Annotated in this window: 23 protein-coding genes; 18 read left to right on the top strand and 5 right to left on the bottom strand. The window is 60.6% G+C overall.

The window, feature by feature from the left end:
* Nucleotides 1-215 precede the first annotated feature (215 nt).
* The 4 genes from IB245_RS22190 to IB245_RS22205 all read left to right on the top strand — a co-directional run bounded on the left by IB245_RS22190 (nt 216) and on the right by IB245_RS22205 (nt 3,688).
* Entirely contained in the window at nt 216-824 is a 609-nt protein-coding gene (locus tag IB245_RS22190; protein ID WP_008025694.1) for a LemA family protein, read from the top strand.
* A 34-nt stretch (nt 825-858) separates the two neighbouring features.
* Complete coding sequence (locus IB245_RS29215) at nt 859-1,614, top strand: TPM domain-containing protein (RefSeq protein ID WP_192228665.1); 756 nt, start codon at nt 859-861, stop codon at nt 1,612-1,614.
* A gap of 28 nt (nt 1,615-1,642) precedes the next feature.
* On the top strand, nt 1,643-2,260 hold the full coding sequence (locus IB245_RS22200) for a TPM domain-containing protein (protein ID WP_008025698.1): 618 nt from the start codon (nt 1,643-1,645) through the stop codon (nt 2,258-2,260).
* 213 nt (nt 2,261-2,473) lie between these two features.
* Nucleotides 2,474-3,688 carry a class I SAM-dependent methyltransferase gene (locus IB245_RS22205; RefSeq protein WP_192228666.1) on the top strand — a complete coding sequence of 405 codons (1,215 nt, stop codon included), beginning with the start codon at nt 2,474-2,476 and terminating at the stop codon, nt 3,686-3,688.
* A 146-nt stretch (nt 3,689-3,834) separates the two neighbouring features.
* Here the strand turns inward: IB245_RS22205 and IB245_RS22210 are convergent, their stop codons facing one another.
* Entirely contained in the window at nt 3,835-4,725 is an 891-nt protein-coding gene (locus IB245_RS22210; RefSeq protein ID WP_008025702.1) for a DMT family transporter, read from the bottom strand.
* A gap of 293 nt (nt 4,726-5,018) precedes the next feature.
* Between IB245_RS22210 and IB245_RS22215 the strand changes: the two genes are divergently transcribed.
* The 3 genes from IB245_RS22215 to IB245_RS22225 all read left to right on the top strand — a co-directional run bounded on the left by IB245_RS22215 (nt 5,019) and on the right by IB245_RS22225 (nt 6,444).
* Nucleotides 5,019-5,600: a DJ-1/PfpI family protein gene (locus IB245_RS22215; RefSeq protein WP_192228667.1), complete on the top strand. Its 582-nt coding sequence runs from the start codon at nt 5,019-5,021 to the stop codon at nt 5,598-5,600.
* 14 nt (nt 5,601-5,614) lie between these two features.
* The gene (locus tag IB245_RS22220) at nt 5,615-5,920 is read left to right on the top strand and encodes a ribbon-helix-helix domain-containing protein (protein ID WP_008025707.1); all 306 of its coding nucleotides are present in this window, start codon (nt 5,615-5,617) and stop codon (nt 5,918-5,920) included.
* Between the two features lie 179 nt (nt 5,921-6,099).
* Nucleotides 6,100-6,444 carry a YegP family protein gene (locus IB245_RS22225; RefSeq protein WP_008025708.1) on the top strand — a complete coding sequence of 115 codons (345 nt, stop codon included), beginning with the start codon at nt 6,100-6,102 and terminating at the stop codon, nt 6,442-6,444.
* 117 nt (nt 6,445-6,561) lie between these two features.
* Here IB245_RS22225 and IB245_RS22230 read toward each other — a convergent pair whose 3' ends face one another.
* A complete protein-coding gene (locus IB245_RS22230) occupies nt 6,562-7,449 on the bottom strand; it encodes a dihydrodipicolinate synthase family protein (RefSeq protein ID WP_192228668.1) in 888 nt (295 codons plus the stop codon).
* Nucleotides 7,450-7,478: 29 nt separating this feature from the next.
* Complete coding sequence (locus IB245_RS22235; protein ID WP_008025714.1) at nt 7,479-8,261, bottom strand: aldolase; 783 nt, start codon at nt 8,259-8,261, stop codon at nt 7,479-7,481.
* A 158-nt stretch (nt 8,262-8,419) separates the two neighbouring features.
* Here IB245_RS22235 and IB245_RS22240 point away from each other — a divergent pair, with 158 nt between their 5' ends.
* Nucleotides 8,420-8,962, top strand: coding sequence for a helix-turn-helix domain-containing protein (locus IB245_RS22240; RefSeq protein ID WP_008039507.1), 543 nt, complete (start codon nt 8,420-8,422; stop codon nt 8,960-8,962).
* A 121-nt stretch (nt 8,963-9,083) separates the two neighbouring features.
* Here the strand turns inward: IB245_RS22240 and IB245_RS22245 are convergent, their stop codons facing one another.
* Nucleotides 9,084-10,103, bottom strand: coding sequence for a DUF4917 family protein (locus tag IB245_RS22245; RefSeq protein WP_192228669.1), 1,020 nt, complete (start codon nt 10,101-10,103; stop codon nt 9,084-9,086).
* 156 nt (nt 10,104-10,259) lie between these two features.
* Here IB245_RS22245 and yiaY point away from each other — a divergent pair, with 156 nt between their 5' ends.
* The 10 genes from yiaY (at nt 10,260) to IB245_RS22295 (ending at nt 20,252) form a co-directional block, all read left to right on the top strand.
* Nucleotides 10,260-11,408, top strand: a complete 1,149-nt coding sequence (yiaY, locus tag IB245_RS22250; RefSeq protein ID WP_008025719.1) for an L-threonine dehydrogenase — start codon at nt 10,260-10,262, stop codon at nt 11,406-11,408.
* Nucleotides 11,409-11,478: 70 nt separating this feature from the next.
* On the top strand, nt 11,479-12,387 hold the full coding sequence (locus IB245_RS22255; RefSeq protein ID WP_008025723.1) for a LysR family transcriptional regulator: 909 nt from the start codon (nt 11,479-11,481) through the stop codon (nt 12,385-12,387).
* A 224-nt stretch (nt 12,388-12,611) separates the two neighbouring features.
* Nucleotides 12,612-13,805, top strand: a complete 1,194-nt coding sequence (locus tag IB245_RS22260) for a CaiB/BaiF CoA transferase family protein (RefSeq protein ID WP_192228670.1) — start codon at nt 12,612-12,614, stop codon at nt 13,803-13,805.
* Nucleotides 13,802-14,728: a hydroxymethylglutaryl-CoA lyase gene (locus tag IB245_RS22265; protein WP_192228671.1), complete on the top strand. Its 927-nt coding sequence runs from the start codon at nt 13,802-13,804 to the stop codon at nt 14,726-14,728. The genes IB245_RS22260 and IB245_RS22265 overlap by 4 nt, the downstream gene beginning before the upstream one ends.
* A gap of 178 nt (nt 14,729-14,906) precedes the next feature.
* Nucleotides 14,907-16,238: an MFS transporter gene (locus tag IB245_RS22270; protein ID WP_008025730.1), complete on the top strand. Its 1,332-nt coding sequence runs from the start codon at nt 14,907-14,909 to the stop codon at nt 16,236-16,238.
* A gap of 602 nt (nt 16,239-16,840) precedes the next feature.
* The gene (gene fos / locus IB245_RS22275; protein ID WP_192228672.1) at nt 16,841-17,305 is read left to right on the top strand and encodes a fosfomycin resistance glutathione transferase; all 465 of its coding nucleotides are present in this window, start codon (nt 16,841-16,843) and stop codon (nt 17,303-17,305) included.
* A 17-nt stretch (nt 17,306-17,322) separates the two neighbouring features.
* Nucleotides 17,323-17,961, top strand: coding sequence for a LysE family translocator (locus IB245_RS22280; protein ID WP_008036165.1), 639 nt, complete (start codon nt 17,323-17,325; stop codon nt 17,959-17,961).
* A gap of 87 nt (nt 17,962-18,048) precedes the next feature.
* Nucleotides 18,049-19,398 carry a bifunctional diguanylate cyclase/phosphodiesterase gene (locus IB245_RS22285; RefSeq protein WP_008036168.1) on the top strand — a complete coding sequence of 450 codons (1,350 nt, stop codon included), beginning with the start codon at nt 18,049-18,051 and terminating at the stop codon, nt 19,396-19,398.
* A gap of 118 nt (nt 19,399-19,516) precedes the next feature.
* Complete coding sequence (locus tag IB245_RS22290; protein WP_008025734.1) at nt 19,517-19,675, top strand: KGG domain-containing protein; 159 nt, start codon at nt 19,517-19,519, stop codon at nt 19,673-19,675.
* A gap of 73 nt (nt 19,676-19,748) precedes the next feature.
* On the top strand, nt 19,749-20,252 hold the full coding sequence (locus IB245_RS22295; RefSeq protein ID WP_192228673.1) for a DUF4142 domain-containing protein: 504 nt from the start codon (nt 19,749-19,751) through the stop codon (nt 20,250-20,252).
* Nucleotides 20,253-20,350: 98 nt separating this feature from the next.
* Here the strand turns inward: IB245_RS22295 and IB245_RS22300 are convergent, their stop codons facing one another.
* The gene (locus tag IB245_RS22300) at nt 20,351-20,887 is read right to left on the bottom strand and encodes an AidA/PixA family protein (RefSeq protein WP_192228674.1); all 537 of its coding nucleotides are present in this window, start codon (nt 20,885-20,887) and stop codon (nt 20,351-20,353) included.
* Nucleotides 20,888-20,903: the final 16 nt, after the last annotated feature.

Below are 20,903 nucleotides of genomic sequence, written 5' to 3' on the forward strand. Positions count from 1 at the left end.
CGGCAGTGAATACGCGCCGGTCAGCCAAAATTTAGGGAGCGACTATTGTTGTTCAGGTAAATGCGGGCACACTTGCGCAGTGTTTTCGCGCAGGGGCATCTTTTAGCCCATTGGCTCGATGCAATCCAGTAGCGGCGGCAGATTATGCCCGAAGTGTCCGGTCAGGAGGTTGCTGGTTGTTTTTTCAACGGAATGTGCACGGGAGCGTCAACCAGATGAATGTACGACATCACACTCGGTCGAGCCTGCAGGTCGCAGCCTTGATGTTGCTGACCACGTTGCTGGCCGGTTGCGGCATCAACAATATTCCGACCCTCGACGAACAGGCCAAGGCCGCCTGGGGCCAGGTGCAGAACCAGTACCAGCGCCGCGCCGACCTGATCCCCAACCTGGTGGAAACCGTCAAGGGCTATGCGAAACACGAGGAGGAAACCCTGACCGCGGTGATCGAAGCCCGGGCCAAGGCGACGTCCATTCAGGTGGATGCCAGCACCCTCGACAACCCCGAGAAACTCAAGCAGTTCCAGCAGGCGCAGGATCAGCTGACCGGTGCCTTGAGCCGTTTGATGGTGGTGTCCGAGCGTTATCCGGACCTCAAGGCCAACCAGAATTTCCTGGCGTTGCAATCGCAACTGGAAGGCACCGAGAATCGCATCGCCGTGGCGCGTCGGGATTTCATTCTCGCGGTGCAGAACTACAACACCGAAATCCGCACCTTCCCGGGTCGCTTGTGGCACACCGTGATGTACAGCGACTTGCCGATCCGCGAAACCTTTGAAGCCACCACCCCCGGTGCCGAGAAAGCGCCTGAAGTGAAATTCTGACCGGCTTGAAGCATTACCACGGATGAGGTTGCCAATGCGCGTGTTGAATGTGGGCCTGGCGCTGTTGCTTTGGGTGTTTGCTGCCACGGCCCAGGCCGAGCTGAAGTTTCCGGAGCTGACCGGGCGGGTGGTGGACAACGCCGGGATGATCGAGCCGTCGGTGCGCGAGCAGCTGACGCAACAGCTCAATGCCCATGAAAAGGCCACCGGCGAGCAGTTGGTGGTGGTGACGTTGCCGGACTTGCAGGGCGCCGAGATTGCCGACTTCGGTTACCAACTCGGGCGCCATTGGGGCATCGGCCAGAAGGACAAGAACAATGGCGCGCTGCTGATCGTCGCCCGTGATGAGCGCAAGCTGCGGATTGAAGTCGGTTATGGCCTGGAAGATCGCCTGACCGATGCGCAGAGTTCGGTGATCATCCATCAGGTGATCACCCCGGCGTTCAAGGCCGGTAACTTCAGCAAGGGCATCAGCGACGGGGTCGCGGCGATGCTGGTGGTGTTGGGCGGCAGCCCGCTGGATGAACCGTCGACTATTTATGAGTCGGGCGGCGATCAGGACGGTGATTTTGTTTCCCGACACCCGGGGATTTTCGTGTTTCTGGTGGTGCTGTTCATCCTGACGATATTCGTCTTGCAGATGTTCGGGATTCTGCCGGCGGGCCGAGGCGGGTCGGGTGGTTCGAGTGGTGGTTTCGGCGGTGGTGGTTTTGGCGGCGGCGGTGGAGGCGGGGGCTTCAGCGGCGGCGGGGGCAGTTTCGGGGGCGGCGGTTCGTCGGGCGGCTGGTGAAAACAATAATGAACGAGCACTTTAAGACATGGCATTACTGACTGAACACGAACAACGCAAAGTCGCCGAGGCAATCGCCCGGGTCGAGCGCGACACCGATGCCGAGCTGGTGACGGTGCTTGCAGCCCGCGCCGACGACTATGCGTACATCCCGCTGCTATGGGCCAGCCTGCTGGCGCTGGTGGTGCCGGGTGTCGTGCATTATTTGACCGGCTGGCTGACCATGCACAGCCTGCTGCTGGTGCAATGGCTCACCTTCATCGTGCTGTGCCTGGTGTTCCGCATTCCGAAAGTCACCACGCACCTGATCCCGCGCTCGGTGCGTCACTGGCGCGCCTCGAACCTGGCGCGCCGGCAGTTCCTGGAGCAAAACCTGCACCACACCGTTGGCAGCACCGGCATGCTGATTTTCGTTTGCGAGGCCGAGCGCTATGTGGAAATCCTGGTGGACGAAGGTATTTCCAAACGGCTGGATAACAAAAACTGGGACGCCATTGTGGCGGCGTTCACCCAGCAGGTGAAACAGGGGCAGACGTTGCAGGGCTTTGTGACGTGCGTGGAAGCGTGCGGTGAGCTGCTCAAGGTGCATGTGCCGGTGACCCACGTGCGCAATGAACTGCCGAACCGGTTGGTGGTTCTAGGCTGAATCCCAGGCCGCGACGCTTTCCCTGTGGGAGCGGGCTTGCTCGCGAAGGCGTCGTGTCAGCCGGCATCAATGTTGGATTGAGCACTGCCTTCGCGAGCAAGCCCGCTCCCACAGGGGATGTGTGCCGTTCGGGAAATTACCCGTGCCCTCAATCCTTATCCCCCCTAAAATACCCGCCATTCCCGATTCGCTCCGCCCGAGGCCGTTTTTTCCATGTCCGTCACCGCCACTCCCGCCAGCCTCGCGCCGGATCACCACGCCCAGTTCATCGACCTGCTGCAAACCAGCCTCGACGCCAATGCCTTCATCAAACTGGTGCTGGCCAAGTACGTCGGCACCGAAGCGGATCTGCAACGGCTGATCATCAAGCAACTGACGGTCAAGGATCAGCCTTGCCTGTCCTTCGTCTACCGCTACAAAACCCGCGACATCACCAAGAACCTGCCGCTGGCCGAGGGCGTGGCGACCATCGCCGCGTTGCTGCCGGCCTCGTTCAAAAATGCGCATTTGTTGTCGCTGACCGACGAAGCCCAGCTCGAATACAGCAAAAAGGGCAAGTCTTCGCTGTTCAAGAGCAAACCTCAGCAATTGCGCGAAGTGCCGTCCGCCGAGCACAACCGCGAGAAAAACCGCTTCCTCGACCTCAGCCGGCCGTTCCTTGCCGACCTCGGTGTGACCAACAGCAAGCACGAGCTGATCCCGGCGATGTCGCGCAAGTGGAAGCAGATCAACAAGTTCATCGAAGTCTTCAGCCATGCCCTGACCACCTCGCCGCTGGCACTGGACAAACCGGTGCGGGTCGCGGACTTCGGTTCGGGCAAGGGCTACCTGACGTTCGCGATCCACGACTATTTGCGCAACACCTTGAACGCCGAAGGCGAAGTGACCGGCGTCGAGCTGCGTGAAGAAATGGTCAACTTGTGCAACGCCGCCGCCGCGAAACTGGAACACCCGGGGCTGGTGTTCAAGTGCGGTGACGTGCGCAGTGTGGCGCCGAGCGAGCTGGACGTGATGATCGCGCTGCACGCCTGCGACATCGCCACTGATTATGCGATCCACACCGGCATTCGTTCCGGCGCGTCGATCATCATGTGCTCGCCGTGCTGCCACAAGCAGATCCGCCTGCAAATCCAGAGCCCGGCGCTGCTCAAGCCGATGCTGCAATACGGTTTGCACCTGGGTCAGCAAGCGGAAATGGTCACCGACAGTTTGCGTGCGTTGTTCCTTGAAGCCTGCGGTTACGAAACCAAGGTCTTCGAGTTCATCTCACTGGACCACACCAACAAGAACAAGATGATCCTGGCGGTCAAGCGCGCCGAGCCGGTGGACCCGGCCCAGTTGTTGGTGAAGATTCAGGAGCTGAAGGATTTCTACCACATCACTGAACATTGCCTGGAAACCCTGCTGCGCGCTGACAAATACCTCTGAACCTTGCTGCGTGCCGACGACTACCACTGAACTGTAGGAGCCGGCTTGCTGGCGATGGCATCTCCTCGGTCTGTCAGATACACCGCGGTGATGCCATCGCCAGCAAGCCGGCTCCTACAGGGTTGCGCGGTGTCAATGCTCTCGGGTTATGCAGTGGCAATACGTGCAGGTTTGACCGCCGTTTTACGCCCCAACATCACCGTCACGATCACCCCGGCAGCAAACAGCCAGGTGATCGGCTCGATGTGTTCACCGAAGAACAACGCCGAGAACGCGATGGTGAAGAAGATCTGCAACAGCTGGATCTGACTGACCCGGGCAATGCCACCCATGGCCAACCCGGCGTACCAGGCGAAGAAACCGATGAACTGCGAGAACAGCGAAACATAACCAAAGGCCCACCAGGTCTTGGCCGAAATTTCGCCCTGGTGTTGCAGCGCCAGGTACACCACCGGTCCGATCAACAGCGGCGTCGACAGCACCAGCGCCCAGCAGATCACCTGCCAGCCGCCCATCTCCTTGGCCAAGCGCCCCCCTTCGGCATACCCCAAACCGCCTACGGCAATTGCGCCGAGCATCAGCAAATCACCGGCCTGAATGCTCCCGGCACCGCTGATCAGCGCGTAACCCAGCACCAGCGCACTGCCCAGCGCGGCGCAGGCCCAGAAGGCTTTCGACGGGCGTTCGTGGGACAACCACGCAGCGTACAGTGCCACGCACAGAGGTTGCAGGCCGTTGACCAATGCGCCGTGGGACGCGGGCAAGGTTTGCATCGCCCAGGCGGATAAAACAGGGAAGCCGAGGATCACGCCGGCGATCACCAGCGTCAGGCCTTTGACCTGTTTCCAGGTCGGCCATTTTTCCCTGCGCCACAGTAACAACAGCGCCGCCGGAATCGCCGCGAACAGCGCACGTCCGAGGCCATTGAGCAACGGATGGAGTTCCTGCACGACGATCCGTGTGAAGGGCAGGGTCAGGCTGAAAATCACAACGCCGAGCAGGCCGAGGGCCATGCCGGTGTTTTCGCGCGTGGACATGAGGGCAACCAGAACCGAGGGTGGTGGGAAGTGTCTTCATCTAGCCATAAATCCGGTGGGGGCCGCTGTTACAGCTAGGCGCAGAGTTATCCGTACAGTTTGAGGGCCCCTTCGCGGGCAAGCCTCGCTCCTACAGGTTTTGTGCCGAGCGCATTACCGCGACCAACCGAAATCCTGTAGGAGCGAGGCTTGCCCGCGAAGAACGATAACGCCGTAGTAGCTGGTTATTACCCGCCCCTCTGGATAACGACTACCTTGAATACTCCTGTCTATTTCCCAGAGGAGTCCTCCCCATGGCTGCCAAGAAAATCCTGATGCTGGTCGGCGATTACGTCGAAGACTACGAAGTGATGGTGCCGTTCCAGGCACTGCTGATGGTCGGCCACACGGTGCACGCCGTCTGCCCGGACAAATCCGCCGGCCAGACCGTGCGCACGGCGATCCACGACTTCGAAGGCGACCAGACCTACAGCGAAAAGCCTGGGCATCTGTTTGCCTTGAACTTCGATTTTGCCAAGGTCGCTGAAGCCGACTACGACGCGCTGCTGATCCCCGGCGGTCGTGCCCCGGAATACCTGCGCCTGAACGAAAAAGTCCTGGACCTGGTGCGTGCCTTCGACAAGGCCGGCAAGCCGATCGCCGCCGTGTGCCACGGTGCGCAATTGCTGGCGGCGGCAGGCATTCTGGAAGGTCGCGAATGCAGCGCCTACCCGGCTTGCGCACCGGAAGTACGCTTGGCCGGCGGTACGTTTATCGATATCCCGGTGACGGAAGGTCACGTTCAAGGCAATCTGGCCACTGCTCCGGCCTGGCCGGCCCACCCGAGCTGGCTCGCCGGTTTCCTCGGGTTGCTGGGCACCAAAATCACGCTGTAACGAGGGACTTTTTCATGTGCGAGCTCTACGTCAAGGCCGACCCGATTCTCTACGAATCGCGCTCCCGCTCGCTGCGCATCTGCGGGGTGGTCACCACCCTGCGGCTGGAGAATCAGTTCTGGGACATCCTCAGCGAAATCGCCGAGGTCGACGGCATGACCACCAACCAGTTGATCGCCAAGCTGTATGAAGAGGTGATGGATTATCGCGGGGAAGTGGTGAATTTCGCTTCGTTCTTGCGGGTGAGTTGTACGCGGTATTTGTCGCAACGGCGGGTGCAGGCGCCGGAGTTGTCGGTGGTTCGTGCAGTGGTGAAATAGCGTAGACCGTGTCGATCCATTCGCGGGCAAGCCTCGCTCCTACAGGGGAACGCGTTCCTGTAGGAGCGAGCGGTGCGACGATTCGACTTGCCCGCGAAGAGGCCGGTTCAGGCGACAAAAATCCACGGCTGGTCTTTACTCTGAAGCGCGAAACCCCTCAATCGCCAAGGAGAAAAATTATGTCTGGATGGTATGAGTTGAGCAAAACCAGCAACGGCCAGTTTCGCTTCGTGCTGAAAGCGGCGAATGCCGAAACCATTCTGAACAGCGAGCACTACACCACTCGCAGCGCCGCCGAAAACGGCATCGCCTCAGTGCAGAAGAACAGCCCGCTGGATGAGCGCTACGAGAAAAAGACTACCAAGGATGGCCATCCGTATTTCAACCTCAAGGCTGCCAACCACGAGATCATCGGCAGCAGCGAGGCCTATTCTTCCGAGGCCGCGCGGGAAAAAGGCATCGCCAGCGTGAAGACCAACGGCCCGACCACCGTGATCAAGGACAAGACCTTGCCGGTGCTCTAAAAAACCACACAAAACCCTGTAGGAGCCGGCTTGCTGGCGATCGCGAAGGGTCAGTCGATAAAGAAGTTGACTGACCCACCGCGATCGCCAGCAAGCCGGCTCCTACAGGTTTGGTGATCAGCGCATCGCGTTCAGCAGTGCCTGCAACTGACTCTGCCCAGCCTCACCCAACGGAAACACCGGCAACCGTGGATCCCCCACCTCCAGCCCGGTCGCACGTAAACCGGCCTTGATCGTCGCCGGCAACCCACCCTTCAAAATGAAGTCCAGCAACGGCAACTGGCGATAGAACAGTTCACGCGCCTTGCTCAGATCATTGGCCAATACCGCTTCATACAAATCGAGATTGAGCTGCGCAATCAGGTTCGGCGCCGCCGTGCACCAGCCTTTCGCCCCGGCGGCAAACGCCTCCAGTGCCAGCGGATTGCAGCCGTTGTAGAACGGCACCTGACCTTCGCCGAGCCGATGCAATTGGTGCATGCGCTGGATGTCGCCGGTGCTCTCCTTGACCATGGTTACGTTGTCCACGGTGTTGACGATGCGCAGGATCAGGTCGACCGACATGTCCGTGCCGCTGGTGGCCGGGTTGTTGTAGAGCATGATCGGTACGCCGATGCTGTCGCCGATGGCGCGGTAATGGGCGAGGATTTCCGCTTCGCTGAGTTTCCAGTAAGACGTCGGCAAGACCATCACCACGTCGGCGCCATGGGCTTCGGCGAAACGTGCGCGGCGCACCGCTTTGGCGGTGGTCAGGTCGGATACGCTGACGATGGTCGGCACCCGTTTGGCCACGTGCTTGATGCTGAACTCGCTGACCTGGTCCCACTCCGCGTCGCTCAGGTAAGCGCCTTCGCCGGTGCTGCCCAGCGGCGCGATCGAGTGGACGCCGTCGTCGATCAGGCGGTCGATGGAACGTCCGAGCGCGTCGAGATCGACGCCTTCGCCATTGGCGGTGAACGGGGTGATGGTGTAGCCGATGATGCCGTGAATCGTTGGGGTCGACATGGCGACGCTCCTCTTGAAAATGCTTGGGTTCAGTTCAGGCAATCGGCGTGTTGGCGCAGGTTCTGCCGAGCGTAGTAGTTGAACGCAGCGCCATGGCGCTTGGGTTTCGAGATCCAGTCGTGGGCTTCACGGCCCAGTTCCGGAATGATCGGCTTGATGGTCCCGGCGCTCATGGCCAACAGTTGCAGCTTCGCGGCGCGTTCGATCAGTTGCGCGATCACACAGGCTTCTTCGATGGTCGTGCCGGTGGACAACTGACCGTGGTGCGACAGCAGGACCGCGCGCTTGTCGCCGAGGGCGCCGGCAATCAGCTCGCCTTCTTCGTTACCGACCGGCACACCCGGCCAGCCTTCGAGAAACGCGCAATCGTCGTAGAGCGGGCAGAGGTCCATGTGGGAAATCTGCAGCGGCACTTCAAGCATCGACAGCGCCGCGACGTGCGTCGGGTGCGTGTGAATGATGCAGTTCACGTCCGGCCGGGCGCGGTACACCCAACTGTGGAAACGGTTGGCCGGGTTGGGCATGCCGTGGCCTTCAAGCACTTCCAGGTCTTCGTTGACCAGCAGCAGGTTGCTGGCGGTGATTTCGTCGAAACCCAGGCCCAGTTGTTGAGTGTAGTAAGTGCCGGGCTGCGGGCCACGGGCGGTGATCTGCCCGGCCAGGCCAGAGTCGTGGCCGTGCTCGAACAGAATGCGGCAGGTCAGGGCCAGCTTTTGCCGGTCGGTCCACGTATTATCTGCCAGGGTATTTTGCATCTGGGTCAGCGCTTGCTTGACCAGTTGCTCTTTGGGTAATGCTAAGGTCTTGGCCATATCGGTGTCCTTTGGGTGGTTCAATGGACGTCGGATTTGCCGTTCACTCGTTGCTCGCAAGGCCTTGGTGAATGCAAATGACACAAATGATGCTATATGACACATTGTGTCATTGGCAAGGATGAATCGTTGCCTCCTCGATGGATTAATCGTTCTGCATGTCTATCCGTTTGAAATTACTGAGAAAAAAACTGGGCGTGACGCTTGAGGCCCTGGCTGAAAAATCCGGGATGACCAAGAGCTATCTGTCGAAAGTCGAGCGCGGGTTGAATACGCCGTCCATCGCGGCTGCGCTGAAACTGGCCAAGGCGCTGAACGTCAAGGTCGAGGAATTGTTCTCCGAAGACAGCGTCAGCCTCGACAGCTACAGCCTGGTGCGCAGCCATGAGCGTCAGTCGCTGGCGGCCAATGATGAGAGCCCTGGCTATGCGGTGCTGGCGCATCAGGTGAGTGAGCGCAGTCTGCTGCCGTTCATCATTTATCCGCCGTTCGAATTCGCGGACAAAACCTTCAAGGAACACGTGGGGGAGGAGTTTCTGTTTGTCCACGAAGGGCAGGTGGAAGTGGACTTCATGAACGAGCGCGTGCTGCTAGAGCGCGGTGATGCGCTGCACTTCAATGCGCAGAAACCGCACCGGATCCGCTCAGTGGGCGAGGTTCAGGCGCAGTTGCTGGTGGTGGTGCATAGCGCTGAAGAGTGAGCTGCATAACACCGCGCACCCCTGTAGGAGCCGGCTTGCTGGCGATTGCGTCCGATCAGGCGATAAATGCGTCGACTGACCCACCGCCATCGCCAGCAAGCCGGCTCCTACAAAATCGGTGTTACACCTCGACGGGAACGGTGAGCTTCGGACTGCCCAACGCATGCGTCTTCGAATCAAAAAACCGCAGCTCCGATCCGGTCCCCTCAAACACCTTCGCGTAATGCCGCTTCTGATGCTGGATAAACGCCTTGCTGCGCGGATAAATCGAAATCGCCACCACCTTGGGTTTCGCCTGGCGCAGCGCATGAATGATGTGGCTGTCCTGCTCTCCAAGCGCATGCCCGAAGACGCACAACCCCTCGGCATGCCCCAATAACTGGTCATAGCAAAACGACAAATAATCCGAGCTGCGGATGGTCTTGAGCTTGTCTGCGCTCGGCCCTTCGTTCACAAACAGCGGCACGTCATCCAGCGTCTTGATCGTGTTGTTGATCGCAAAACTGCCCAGCAGCGTGCCTTCGGTCGACATCAGTTTGCGCGCCGTGCCGTCCTGATTGCGCACCAGATGCAACCCGCCGTGCAGGTACAGCAGACGGGTTTTATCGGTCGCCGTGGCGCTCAAGTCAAACCCCGGCTCGGCACCCTGGAACAGGTCGGTGATCGCATCCGGCTGGTGCTGGATCGCCCAGTAGTTGAGCAAGTCGTAATTGGTGGTGAACACCGTCCGGTAACGGCCCAGTTCCTGATTGATCGTCGCCAGCGTCGAAGGCACCACCAGTCGCCACGGGATGTGCACCGCGTGCACGGTGTTGATCAGCGCTTCCTTGATCGCGTAGTAGCGATTGCGCGGCGCGGCGGAGCTGACGGCCAGGGCTTTGTTCACCCGGCTGGTGGTTTTCAGCGCACCCAGCACCTGCTCGAAACTGCGCGTTTGCATCGCGTCGAAAACGCTGAGCTCGGACTGGCTCAGGGGTTTTTCTTCGACGGTGCGGGCGTTTTCGAACAGCGAGTCGTAGCCGAAATCGTCCCAGACCGCGCGGCTGGCGCCGTTGCCCACCAGCAGGCCGCTGATCGAGGCGGTGGCGCGCAGGGCGTTCCAGTCTTCTAGTTGGGCATCGACATCCTGGAAATCGGTCATTGCGGTCGTCGTCTCAAAAAGCAAAAGGTCGGATGGGCGGCGACTTTATCACGACCCGGACTTGAGCCAGATCAAGTTAACGCCGCGCCGATGGGTCGATCCTGTGGGTATCCGCCGGATCGAACCGCCGATACGGCCCAGACCTGGAGATTCGCCATGAGCAGCACGTTTTTCATCCCCGCCGTGAACATCATGGGTATTGGTTGCCTCGACGAGGCCATGGACGCCATCGGCAAGTACGGTTTTAAAAAGGCGCTGATTGTCACCGACGCCGGGCTGGCCAAGGCGGGCGTGGCTGCGATGATCGCCGAAAGGCTGGCAATGAAAGACATCGACTCGGTCATCTTCGACGGCGCCAAGCCCAACCCGAGCATCGCCAACGTCGAGAGCGGGCTGGGCCTGCTCAAGGAAAGTCGCTGTGATTTCGTGGTGTCGCTGGGCGGTGGTTCGCCCCACGACTGCGCCAAAGGCATCGCGTTGTGCGCGACCAATGGCGGGCAGATTCGCGATTACGAAGGCGTCGATCAATCCGAGAAGCCGCAACTGCCGTTGATCGCCATCAACACCACCGCCGGCACCGCCAGCGAGATGACGCGTTTCTGCATCATCACTGACGAAACCCGTCACGTGAAAATGGCCATCGTCGACCGCAACGTCACGCCGCTGCTGTCGGTCAACGACCCGGCGCTGATGGTCGCCATGCCCAAAAGCCTGACCGCCGCCACCGGGATGGACGCGCTGACCCACGCCATCGAAGCCTACGTGTCCACCGCTGCCAACCCGATCACCGATGCCTGCGCGCTGAAGGCGATGACGCTGATCAGCAGCAACCTGCGCCTGGCCGTGCGCGATGGCAGCGACCTGGCCGCACGGGAAAACATGGCTTACGCACAGTTCCTCGCGGGCATGGCGTTCAATAATGCGTCCCTTGGCTACGTGCATGCCATGGCGCACCAGCTGGGTGGTTTCTACGACTTGCCCCATGGCGTTTGTAACGCCGTGCTGTTGCCGCATGTGCAGAGCTTCAACGCGCTGGTGTGCGCCGAACGCCTGACCGACGTGGCCCACGCAATGGGCGCCGATATTCGCGGCTTCAGCCCGGAAGAGGGCGCGCAGGCAGCCATCACGGCGATCCGCAGCCTGGCCAGGGATGTGGAAATTCCCGCCGGGTTGCGTGAACTCGGCGCCCGGCTCAACGACATCCCGACGCTCGCCAGCAACGCCTTGAAAGACGCGTGCGGCGTGACCAACCCACGTGCAGCGGATCAGCGGCAGATCGAGGAGATTTTCCGCAGCGCGTTTTGACGGTCGCACGGTTCGGGCGCAAAGGACGCTATGCTGCGTCTTCGCCCGAACCGACATCGCCGAGCCCTCCATGCTGCAAAAAAGCCTGATCCGCCGTCTCGATCTGATGACCCTTCAGTTGTTCGTCGCCGTCCACGAAGAAGGCACGCTGACCCGTGCCGCTGCGCGCGAAGCGATTGCGGTGTCGGCGGCGAGCAAGCGGTTGATGGAGTTGGAGGAGGCGCTGGGCATCAGTCTGTTTGTGCGTCAGGCCAAGGGCATGACCCTGACTCCGGCCGGCGAAACCCTGTTGCACCACGCTCGGCAGATGTTGTTCAACGTCGAGAAAATGGGCCTGGAGTTGGGTGAGCACAGCCACGGTATTCGCGGCTATGTGCGGATGCTCGCCAACCTGTCGGCGATCATTCAATTCCTGCCGGAAGACTTGCGGGACTTTTCAGAACGTCATCCGCAGGTCAAGACCGACCTCGAAGAACGCCCCAGCAGCGGGGTGATTCAAGGGGTGCTGGATGGCGTGGCGGACCTCGGGATCTGTTCCAGCGACAGCGATGTGAAAGGTCTGCACAGCGTGCTGTATCGCCAGGACAAACTGGTGGTGCTGATGCTGCCGGATCATCCCTTGGCCAGCCGTTCCAGCCTGGCGTTCGCCGATACGCTGGACAGCGATTACGTCGGCCTGCACGCCGCCAGTTCCATCAACATGCGCACCCACGCGGCCGCGCGTCAGGCGGGCAAAGTGCTGCGGCTGCGGATTCATGTGCCGGGGTTCGATGCGATGTGCCGGATGGTCCAGGCCAACATGGGCATCGGGATTTTGCCGCAGAAGGCTTATGAACTGTTTGGCCGGGCGTTGGGTTTGCATGCGGTGCCGTTGACGGATGACTGGTCGGATCGGGCGTTGATCATCGTCGTGCGCGATGAAGCGGCGTTGTCGCCGGTGAGCCGGATGTTGTTTGAGCAGTTGCGCGGGCAGGGTTGAGATTATCGTTGGCAGGTCCGGCCCCTTCGCGGGCAAGCCTCGCTCCTACAGGGATCTCGCAAACCTGTAGGAGCGAGGCTTGCCCGCGAAGGCGGACCTGAGGTCGCGACAATCTTCCAGAGCGTTCGCGTTTGGCGAACGCCCGTTGCCAACTGAAGGTTGGATTCCATTCCCCTCGCTCCTCTAGCCTTGGCGCATATTCCAAGAATAAGAGGTACCCCGCGATGACTGCCCCCCTGAGCGCAATCAAAGTGATCGAAATCGGCACGCTGATCGCCGCGCCGTTCGCCGCCCGCATGCTCGCCGAGTTCGGCGCCGAAGTGATCAAGATCGAAGCCATGGGCCAGGGCGACCCCCTGCGCAAATGGCGCAAGCTGCACGAAGGCACCTCGCTGTGGTGGTACCTGCAATCGCGCAACAAGAAGTCCTTGGCGCTGAATCTGAAATCCCCTGAAGGCATTGAACTGGTCAAGCAACTGGCGACCAGCGCCGACGTGCTGATCGAAAACCTGCGCCCCGGTACCCTGGAAAAACTCGGTCTGGGCTGGGACGTGCTGCACGCGCTCAATCCCAACCTGACGCTGGTACGCATTTCCGGTTACGGCCAGACCGGCCCCTACCGCGACCGCCCGGGTTTCGGCGCCATCGGCGAGGCCATGGGCGGCATTCGCTACACCACCGGCACCCCCGGTTCGCCGCCGGCGAGGGTGGGTGTCAGCCTCGGTGATTCCCTGGCGTCCTTGCACGCGGTGATTGGTGCGTTGATGTCGCTGCTGCGGGTCAAGACCGGGCAGGGCGGCGGGCAAGTGGTCGATGTGTCGCTGGCTGAAAGCGTGTTCAATGTCATGGAAAGCCTGGTGCCGGAATACGACATGCTCGGCCATGTTCGCGAACGCAGCGGCGGCGCCTTGCCCGGCATTGCGCCGTCCAACACCTACCTGACGGCCGATGGCGCCTACGTGGTGATCGCCGGCAACAGCGACCCGATCTACAAACGTTTGATGGACGTGATCGGTCGTCGCGATCTGGCCGAAGCGCCTGAGTTTGCCCACAACGATGGCCGCGCCTTGAAAAGTAACGTGCTCGACGCCGCCATCACCCACTGGACCAGCAGCCTGCCCATCGATGACGTGCTGGCGGCCCTGGAAGCCGCTGAAGTACCGGCCGGGCGCATCTATTCCGTGGCCGACATCGTCGCCGACCCGCACTATCAGGCGCGGGACATGTTGCTCAACGCCGACCTGCCCGGCGGCGCGAAAGTGAAGATGCCGGGCATCGTGCCCAAACTTTCCGAAACCCCCGGCGGCGTGAACTGGTCGGGGCCGGGCCTGGGCCAGCACACCGACGGGATTCTCGCGGGGCTGGGCCTGACGGATGCGGACATCGAACGCCTGAAAACTGAAGGGGTGGTGCAATGATCACTGATTTTTCCGAGAGCCTGATCGTTCAGGAAGTCTCCCCGCGCGACGGCTTGCAGATAGAGCCGACCTGGGTGGAAACCGCCGACAAGATTGCCCTGATCGATCAGCTGTCGCTGGCTGGATTCAGTCGCATCGAAGCCGGCTCGTTCGTGTCGCCCAAGGCCATTCCTGCACTGCGCGATGGCGAGCTGGTGTTCAAGGGCATCACCCGCCAACCGGGGGTGATCTATGTCGCGTTGATCCCCAACCTCAAGGGCGCGCAACGGGCATTGGCGTGCCGCGCCGATGAGCTGAACCTGGTGATGTCCGCCAGCCAGACTCACAACCTGGCCAACATGCGCATGCGTTGCGAAGCTTCATTGGCCGCGTTCGGCGAGATCGTGCAATACGTGGGAGACACCAAGGTTCGATTGAACGGCAGCATCGCCACCACTTTCGGTTGCCCGTTCGAGGGCAAGATCGATGAGGACCGCGTGCTGCAAATCGTCGATGAATATCAGGAGCTCGGGATTCAGGGCGTCACCTTGGCCGACACCACTGGCATGGCTAATCCGCGGCAGGTGGATCGGCTGGTGCGGCGGGTGTTGCAGCGGGTTTCGCCAGCGGATCTGACCCTGCATTTCCACAACACCCGCGGCCTCGGTTTGTGCAACGTGCTGGCGGCTTACGAGGCGGGTGCCCGACGCTTCGACGCGGCCCTCGGCGGGCTCGGTGGTTGCCCGTTCGCACCCGGCGCCTCGGGCAATATCTGCACCGAAGACCTGGTCAACCTGTGCGATGAAATCGGCATTCATACCGGCATCGATCTGCCATTGTTGTTGAACTTGTCGCGAGGATTACCCGCGCTGCTCGGCCACGAAGTCCCCGGCCAACTGGCCAAGGCCGGCCGCAATTGCGACCTGCACCCGTTGCCTTCCTGACCCACCGACGATCCCCTGTAGGAGCGAGGCTTGCCCGCGAAGGCGGCCTGTCATTCAACATTTCTAACGACTGACACACCGCCTTCGCGGGCAAGCCTCGCTCCTACAGAACGAACCACAACAAACCAGACAACAAAAACAATCGGACACCCACGGGAAGTCCGCCTGGAGAAACAGCATGAGCCTTAACGTACTGGAGGCGGGCGCGAGCCCGTCCGTTAGCCACGACGAAGAAAAAGCCCTGGTCAGCAAAGTCGCCTGGCGCCTGATGCCGCTGATCATGGTCTGCTACCTGTTCGCCTTCTTCGACCGCATCAACATCAGCTTCGCCAAGTTCCAGTTGCAGGCCGACCTGAGCCTGAGCGACACCGCATACGGCCTCGGCGCCGGGCTGTTCGTGGTCGGTTACGTGATCTTCGAAGTGCCGAGCAACATGATGCTGTACAAGGTCGGCGCCCGACGCTGGATCGCGCGAATCATGATGTCCTGGGGCCTTGCGACGGCGGCGATGGTCTTCGTCAACAGCGAATGGCAGTTCTACGCGTTGCGCTTCGTGATCGGCGCGATGGAAGCGGGTTTTGCGCCGGGCGTCCTGTATTACCTGACGCTGTGGTTCCCGCAGCATTATCGTGGGCGCATCACCTCGATGTTGTTCCTGTCATCAGCATTTGCCGGGCTGGTCGGCGCACCGTTCTCCGGGCTGGTGCTGCAACACCTCGATGGTTTCCTGGACATGCGCGGCTGGCATTGGCTGTTTCTGCTCGGCGGCGTGCCCTGCATCGGCCTCGGTTTGCTGGTGCTGACCTTGCTCAAGGACCGTATCGAAGACGCCCATTGGCTGACACCGTCGGAGAAGACATTGCTGGCCAGCCGCATCGCCCACCACGAACCACACAAGAGCGGTGGCTCGCTGCTCGCCGCGCTGCGGATTCCCGGTTTTCTCACGCTGGGCCTGATCTACTTCCTGATTCAGGTGGCGTCCTACGGCTTGAACTTCTGGGCACCGCAACTGATCCGCAGTGCAGGCACCGAGAGCCCGGTGATGATCGGTTTGCTGACCGCGATTCCGTACATCTGCGGTGCGATCAGCATGGTGGTGATCGGGCGGTTGTCCGACTCGACCGGCGAGCGGCGCAAGTTTGTCGCCGGGCTGGTGGCGGTGGGCGCGCTAGGGTTCTTCTGTGCCGGGATCTTCGCCAACCACACGACTTTCCTGATTGTCGCACTGGGCTTGCTCGGCGCCGGGATCATCGCCTCAATTCCGAGCTTCTGGACCCTGCCACCGAAACTGCTGGCCGGTGCCGGCGCAGGGGCTGCGGGCGGGATCGCGGTGATCAACACCCTCGGCCAGTTCGGCGGCATCGTCAGCCCGGTCATGGTCGGGCGAATCAAAGACCTGACCGGCAGCACCACCCCGGCGCTGTACGTCATCGGCGTCTGCGCGCTGATCGCGGTTGCGCTGTTGTTGTGGGGGCTGCCGCAAAAACTGCGCACACTCGACAAGTTCTAGGGAAGTACACAGCCCTGTAGGAGCCGGCTTGCTGGCGATGCGTCCCTCAAAAACTGCATCGCAATCCCAGACCGCAATCGCTGGCAAGCCAGCTCCTACAAGACCGCGGCGTTCAGGTAATAACGATCGCTCCCAAAGCAACCACAACCCTGTAGGAGCCGGCTTGCCGGCGATGAGTCCCTCAAAAACTGCATTGCAATCTCAGACCGCAATCGCTGGCAAGCCAGCTCCTACAAGACCGCGGCGTGCAGGAATTAACGATCGCTCCCAAAGCTCGCACAACCCTGTAGGAGCCGGCTTGCCGGCGATGGGGCCCTCGAAAACCGCATTGCAACTTCAGACCGCAATCGCTGGCAAGCCAGCTCCTACAAGACCGCGGCGTTCAGGTAATAACGATCGCTCCCAAAGCAACCACAACCCTGTAGGAGCCGGCTTGCCGGCGATGAGTCCCTCAAAAACTGCATTGCAATCTCAGACCGCTATCGCTTGCAAGCCAGCTCATACAAGGGATCTGGTCCTGAATCAGGCGTTGAACGGGTTGTATGAGCGGATTGAGGAGGAGATATTGCACAGCCTATCTTCCGACGTTCGAGGTAATCAGATTGCTAACCGGCCTCAACCACCTGACCCTCGCCGTCACCGACCTGAATCGCAGCGTAGCGTTCTATCACGACCTCCTGCAACTTAAGCTCGAAGCCACATGGGACTCCGGCGCCTATCTCTCGCTACCCGGCCTATGGCTGTGCCTTTCCCTCGATCCCCTGCGCAACGCCGAACCCGCCGCTGACTACACCCATTACGCCTTCAGCATCAGCGCATCCGGCTTCCTGCCATTCGTTGAACGCCTTCGAGTCGCCAACGTCCGCGAATGGCGCGATAACCGCAGCGAAGGTGCGTCGTTCTACTTCCTCGACCCCGACGGCCACCAGCTCGAAGCCCATGTCGGCGACCTGGCGTCGCGATTGGCCGCCTGTCGTCAGCGGCCGTACGCAGGAATGAAGTTCTTCGACGATCAGTCAGTCGATTCCCCGGGACCTGATATAGACTTGCGCCCATTCACCGGATAGTACAAAAGGATTTCCCGATGACCCCATCGCTGCTAATGGCCGTTCTAGCCTCGGGCTTTATCTACGGCATCACGCCCGGGCCCGGCGTTTTGGCGGTGTTCGGTATTGGTGCAGCGCGTGGGCGAAGGGCAGGGGCAGGCTTTTTGTGCGGGCATTTGCTCGGGGACGTGGTCTGGTGCAGCACCGCGCTGATCGCGATTGTCGGTGCGCGGGAAATCGGTAGCACCGCGTTTGACGTGTTGGGCGTGCTCAGCGGGCTCTATCTGTTCTGGCTCGGTTTGCGCGCAGTGCGGGCCAAACGCAGCAGCGCCGAAGCGCCGCAAGGCCCGGCGCGGCAGCCATTCTGGCACGGCATTCTGTTCGGTCTGACCAATCCCAAAGCTTACCCGGTGGCGGTGGCGACTTTTACGGCGTTGCTGTCCAGCCGTGCGGAACTGCTGCATTGGTCGATGTTGCCCTGGCTGATCGTTCTGAGCTTCGTTGGCGGTTTGATCGCCTACGCTATCCTCATTGGCATCGTCGGTGCACGGCAGGTGCGCAGCCTGTATCAACGGCATGAACTGGCGATCACCCGGTTGTGCGGGGTGATGTTTATCGGTTTCGCCATCAACGCCCTGGTGCATGCCTTGCCGGGGCTGATGCCGAACAAGGCTTGAAACTGATCGCAGGGACGCGTCAGCGGCATCATCACTGGTCAGGGATGGTTCTTTATTGCTGCATTGTTCGGACATGCTCTCTGCACCATGGCAACCAGAAATTCCGCGCCGTCGGCGAGTTACATCGATCTACTGCTGGACGCCGTTTGCGCGGTCGATAAACAGGGGCGCTTCGTTTTTGTCAGCGCGGCCTGCGAGCGCATTTTCGGCTACACGCCTGACGAGTTGGTCGGCCAGCCGATGATCGAACTGGTGCATCCCGCCGACCGCCAGCGCACCCTCGACGCCGCGCGGGAGATCATGGGCGGCGACCCCAAACTCAACTTCGAAAACCGTTACGTGCGCAAGGATGGCCGGGTGGTGCACATCTTGTGGTCCGCACGCTGGTCGGAAGTCGATCAGCTGCGTATCGCCGTGGCCCGTGACATCACCGAACGCAAGCAGGCCGAGTCCCGACAAGCGGCGCTGTACGCGATCTCCGAAGCGGCCCACGCGGCGGAGGATTTGTTGGCGTTGTTCAAACGCATCCACCTGATCATCGGTGAATGGCTGCCGGCGCTGAACTTCTCCGTGGCGCTGTATGACGAGCATTGCGCGCAGCTCAATTTCCCTTACCACGTCGACGACAACGAGCAGCAACCCGAACAGCCTGGAACGGTGACCGGACGCTTGTGCGCCGAAGTGATCCGCAGCGGTCAACCGATCCTGCTGACCCCGAATCAGGAAAACACCCCCGCTGGATTCGAGGCGCTGGTCACGGGCCAGCATTCGCCGTGCTGGCTGGGCGTGCCGTTGAACTCTCAGAAAGGCACCATCGGCGCGCTGATCGTCAAAAGCGTGGCGGGCGGCGAGCGCTACACCGAGCAAGACAAGGAACTGTTGCAGTTCGTGTGCGCCCAGGTCGCCACCGCCATCGAGCGCAAGCAGTTGCACGCCCGGCTGCAGCGCATGGCCCAATACGATCAACTGACCCAACTGCCCAATCGCGAGTTGCTCCGGGACCGGCTGAAAGCCTCACTGGCACTGGCCAAGTCGGAAAGCGGTCGCATGGCGCTGTTGTACGTCGACCTCGACCGCTTCAAGGAAGTCAACGACACCCACGGCCATGCAGTCGGCGACATGCTGCTGCAAGCGGTCGCCAATCGCCTGAAAGGCTGCGTGCGGGAAACCGACACCGTGGCGCGCATCGGCGGCGATGAGTTCGTGGTGCTGCTGCACACCATTCAGGCCTCGGAAGATGCCGACAGCGTGGCGGGCAAAATCCGTCATATCCTGGCGCAACCGCTGCGGCTGGATGGGCACAGCCTGAACATTCAATTGAGCATCGGCGTCGCGCATTTTCCCGAGCATGGCACGGAAGAAAAGCAATTGTTCCGCCATGCCGACGAGGCGATGTACACAGCCAAACGCCAGCATCACCTGCGACTCGGGGCCTGAAAACCACGGCACCGTTCGTCGCGTCGATCCCGTTTTTTTTTAAACCTTTGCGGTGATGGAAATTCAGATCCTATGCGGGCTCCTGCTCGCTGCGATCATCACCAAGAGGTAGAGAATCATGCCTAACTCAAGAAACTCGAACTCGGGAAGTTTCGCCAACGATCGAACGAAGGCGTCTGAAGCCGGTCGCAAAGGTGGGAAAACGACCACCACGACTGTCGATAAAGAACCTTTGAAACCCGACATGGGCCGCAAAGGTGGCCAGAAATCCAAGTAGTGGTGAAAGTGGTTTTGATTGAGAGGCGGGAGCGAAAGCTCCCGTTTGAATTTATAGAGAGGAGGGCGCGACCATGAGCCAGATGGCCACCCGATTATGCAGCACCGGATTTGCCACGTTACTGGGCCTGTGTGCCAGCAGTGCCTTTGCCCAGTCCCCCACCGAATTCATCAACGATGCCTCGGCCAAAGGCATGGCCGACATCGAAGCCAGTCGCCTGGCGCACCAGAAATCCGAATCCAAAGAGATCAAGGACTTCACCATCATCGTCATCAACGACCGCACCACTGCGAACCAGCACCTGGCGAAAATCGCCAGGCAACTGGACCTGCCGGTAGCGCCACGGGAAGAGGTGGTCGACAAGGCCAAAGCCTTGATGCCGCAAGTGCAGGAGGGTGCGTCCTTTGATCAGGCATACGCCGCCAGCCAGGTGAAAACCACGCAGGAAGCCATCGAACAACTGGAGCAGGAGGCGCAGACCACCGACGTACCGGAAATCAAAGCCTTCGCTGAAGAAACCCTGCCCAAACTGCAGAACCACCTGCAAATGGCCAGGGCGCTGCAAGCAGATTGCTGACGCGCTTTCTGTAGGAGCCGGCTTGCTGGCGATCCGGACAACGCGGTGTGGCTGATTAACCGCGGTGATGCCATCGCCAGCAAGCCGGCTCCTACAGATCAGGGCACCCTTACTTCAACCGCCCAACTGAAATACCCCAACGCCTCGCAGTTTTTATCAACCAGCATGAAATGCAGCTCACACGCCTCAACTCCGGCGGCGAGTCGGGTGCATGCCCAATAATGATCATCGGCTTGGTGAGTACCCGGTTCAGTCGGGTTTTCAGTGTCGGGTGCCGGCACTGTCAGGTCGCCCCGCACCACCAGTTCCGGCACCGACAATACGCCGGCGTCACCCACAGACATCTCGTAAAACACCACGCTGTGCTCAGCGAGCAAGCTGACGGTTCTTCCGCGGATATGGAAAGTCGCATCGCTGCCAGCGGTCAACGTGATTAGGCTGTCATTTGTTGTACTTTGTGGTTCTGGCGATCCGTTGATGCTGAAGACGAATCCATCGGAAATGGGTGTCGGATTTTCCGCCTCAAGACTCGGGTCCGGGTAGCGTAGAAGCAGTGATTCGGCATCGACGATCAGCAACACATTATTGGCAGTCGCGACGCTTGAGGAAGGAGATTTTATCGGTTCGGAAGTCATCATGGATTCCTTTCAT

Origin of the sequence: Pseudomonas sp. PDM02 (assembly GCF_014852285.1) — a bacterium.
Classification (GTDB): domain Bacteria; phylum Pseudomonadota; class Gammaproteobacteria; order Pseudomonadales; family Pseudomonadaceae; genus Aquipseudomonas; species Aquipseudomonas migulae.

What these genes read in the sequence shown, in the direction of transcription:
- IB245_RS22285 (WP_008036168.1), top strand. Translation starts at nt 18,049, where the DNA reads ATGGCAACCAGAAATTCCGCGCCGTCGGCGAGTTACATCGATCTACTG.
- IB245_RS22240 (WP_008039507.1), top strand. Translation starts at nt 8,420, where the DNA reads ATGTCTATCCGTTTGAAATTACTGAGAAAAAAACTGGGCGTGACGCTT.
- IB245_RS22220 (WP_008025707.1), top strand. Translation starts at nt 5,615, where the DNA reads ATGTGCGAGCTCTACGTCAAGGCCGACCCGATTCTCTACGAATCGCGC.
- IB245_RS22235 (WP_008025714.1), bottom strand. Translation starts at nt 8,261, where the DNA reads ATGGCCAAGACCTTAGCATTACCCAAAGAGCAACTGGTCAAGCAAGCG.
- IB245_RS22280 (WP_008036165.1), top strand. Translation starts at nt 17,323, where the DNA reads ATGACCCCATCGCTGCTAATGGCCGTTCTAGCCTCGGGCTTTATCTAC.
- IB245_RS22190 (WP_008025694.1), top strand. Translation starts at nt 216, where the DNA reads ATGAATGTACGACATCACACTCGGTCGAGCCTGCAGGTCGCAGCCTTG.
- IB245_RS22200 (WP_008025698.1), top strand. Translation starts at nt 1,643, where the DNA reads ATGGCATTACTGACTGAACACGAACAACGCAAAGTCGCCGAGGCAATC.
- IB245_RS22260 (WP_192228670.1), top strand. Translation starts at nt 12,612, where the DNA reads ATGACTGCCCCCCTGAGCGCAATCAAAGTGATCGAAATCGGCACGCTG.
- IB245_RS22290 (WP_008025734.1), top strand. Translation starts at nt 19,517, where the DNA reads ATGCCTAACTCAAGAAACTCGAACTCGGGAAGTTTCGCCAACGATCGA.
- IB245_RS22230 (WP_192228668.1), bottom strand. Translation starts at nt 7,449, where the DNA reads ATGTCGACCCCAACGATTCACGGCATCATCGGCTACACCATCACCCCG.
- IB245_RS22205 (WP_192228666.1), top strand. Translation starts at nt 2,474, where the DNA reads ATGTCCGTCACCGCCACTCCCGCCAGCCTCGCGCCGGATCACCACGCC.
- IB245_RS22255 (WP_008025723.1), top strand. Translation starts at nt 11,479, where the DNA reads ATGCTGCAAAAAAGCCTGATCCGCCGTCTCGATCTGATGACCCTTCAG.
- IB245_RS22210 (WP_008025702.1), bottom strand. Translation starts at nt 4,725, where the DNA reads ATGTCCACGCGCGAAAACACCGGCATGGCCCTCGGCCTGCTCGGCGTT.
- IB245_RS22215 (WP_192228667.1), top strand. Translation starts at nt 5,019, where the DNA reads ATGGCTGCCAAGAAAATCCTGATGCTGGTCGGCGATTACGTCGAAGAC.
- IB245_RS22245 (WP_192228669.1), bottom strand. Translation starts at nt 10,103, where the DNA reads ATGACCGATTTCCAGGATGTCGATGCCCAACTAGAAGACTGGAACGCC.
- IB245_RS22295 (WP_192228673.1), top strand. Translation starts at nt 19,749, where the DNA reads ATGAGCCAGATGGCCACCCGATTATGCAGCACCGGATTTGCCACGTTA.
- yiaY (WP_008025719.1), top strand. Translation starts at nt 10,260, where the DNA reads ATGAGCAGCACGTTTTTCATCCCCGCCGTGAACATCATGGGTATTGGT.
- IB245_RS22265 (WP_192228671.1), top strand. Translation starts at nt 13,802, where the DNA reads ATGATCACTGATTTTTCCGAGAGCCTGATCGTTCAGGAAGTCTCCCCG.
- IB245_RS22270 (WP_008025730.1), top strand. Translation starts at nt 14,907, where the DNA reads ATGAGCCTTAACGTACTGGAGGCGGGCGCGAGCCCGTCCGTTAGCCAC.
- IB245_RS29215 (WP_192228665.1), top strand. Translation starts at nt 859, where the DNA reads ATGCGCGTGTTGAATGTGGGCCTGGCGCTGTTGCTTTGGGTGTTTGCT.
- IB245_RS22300 (WP_192228674.1), bottom strand. Translation starts at nt 20,887, where the DNA reads ATGACTTCCGAACCGATAAAATCTCCTTCCTCAAGCGTCGCGACTGCC.
- IB245_RS22225 (WP_008025708.1), top strand. Translation starts at nt 6,100, where the DNA reads ATGTCTGGATGGTATGAGTTGAGCAAAACCAGCAACGGCCAGTTTCGC.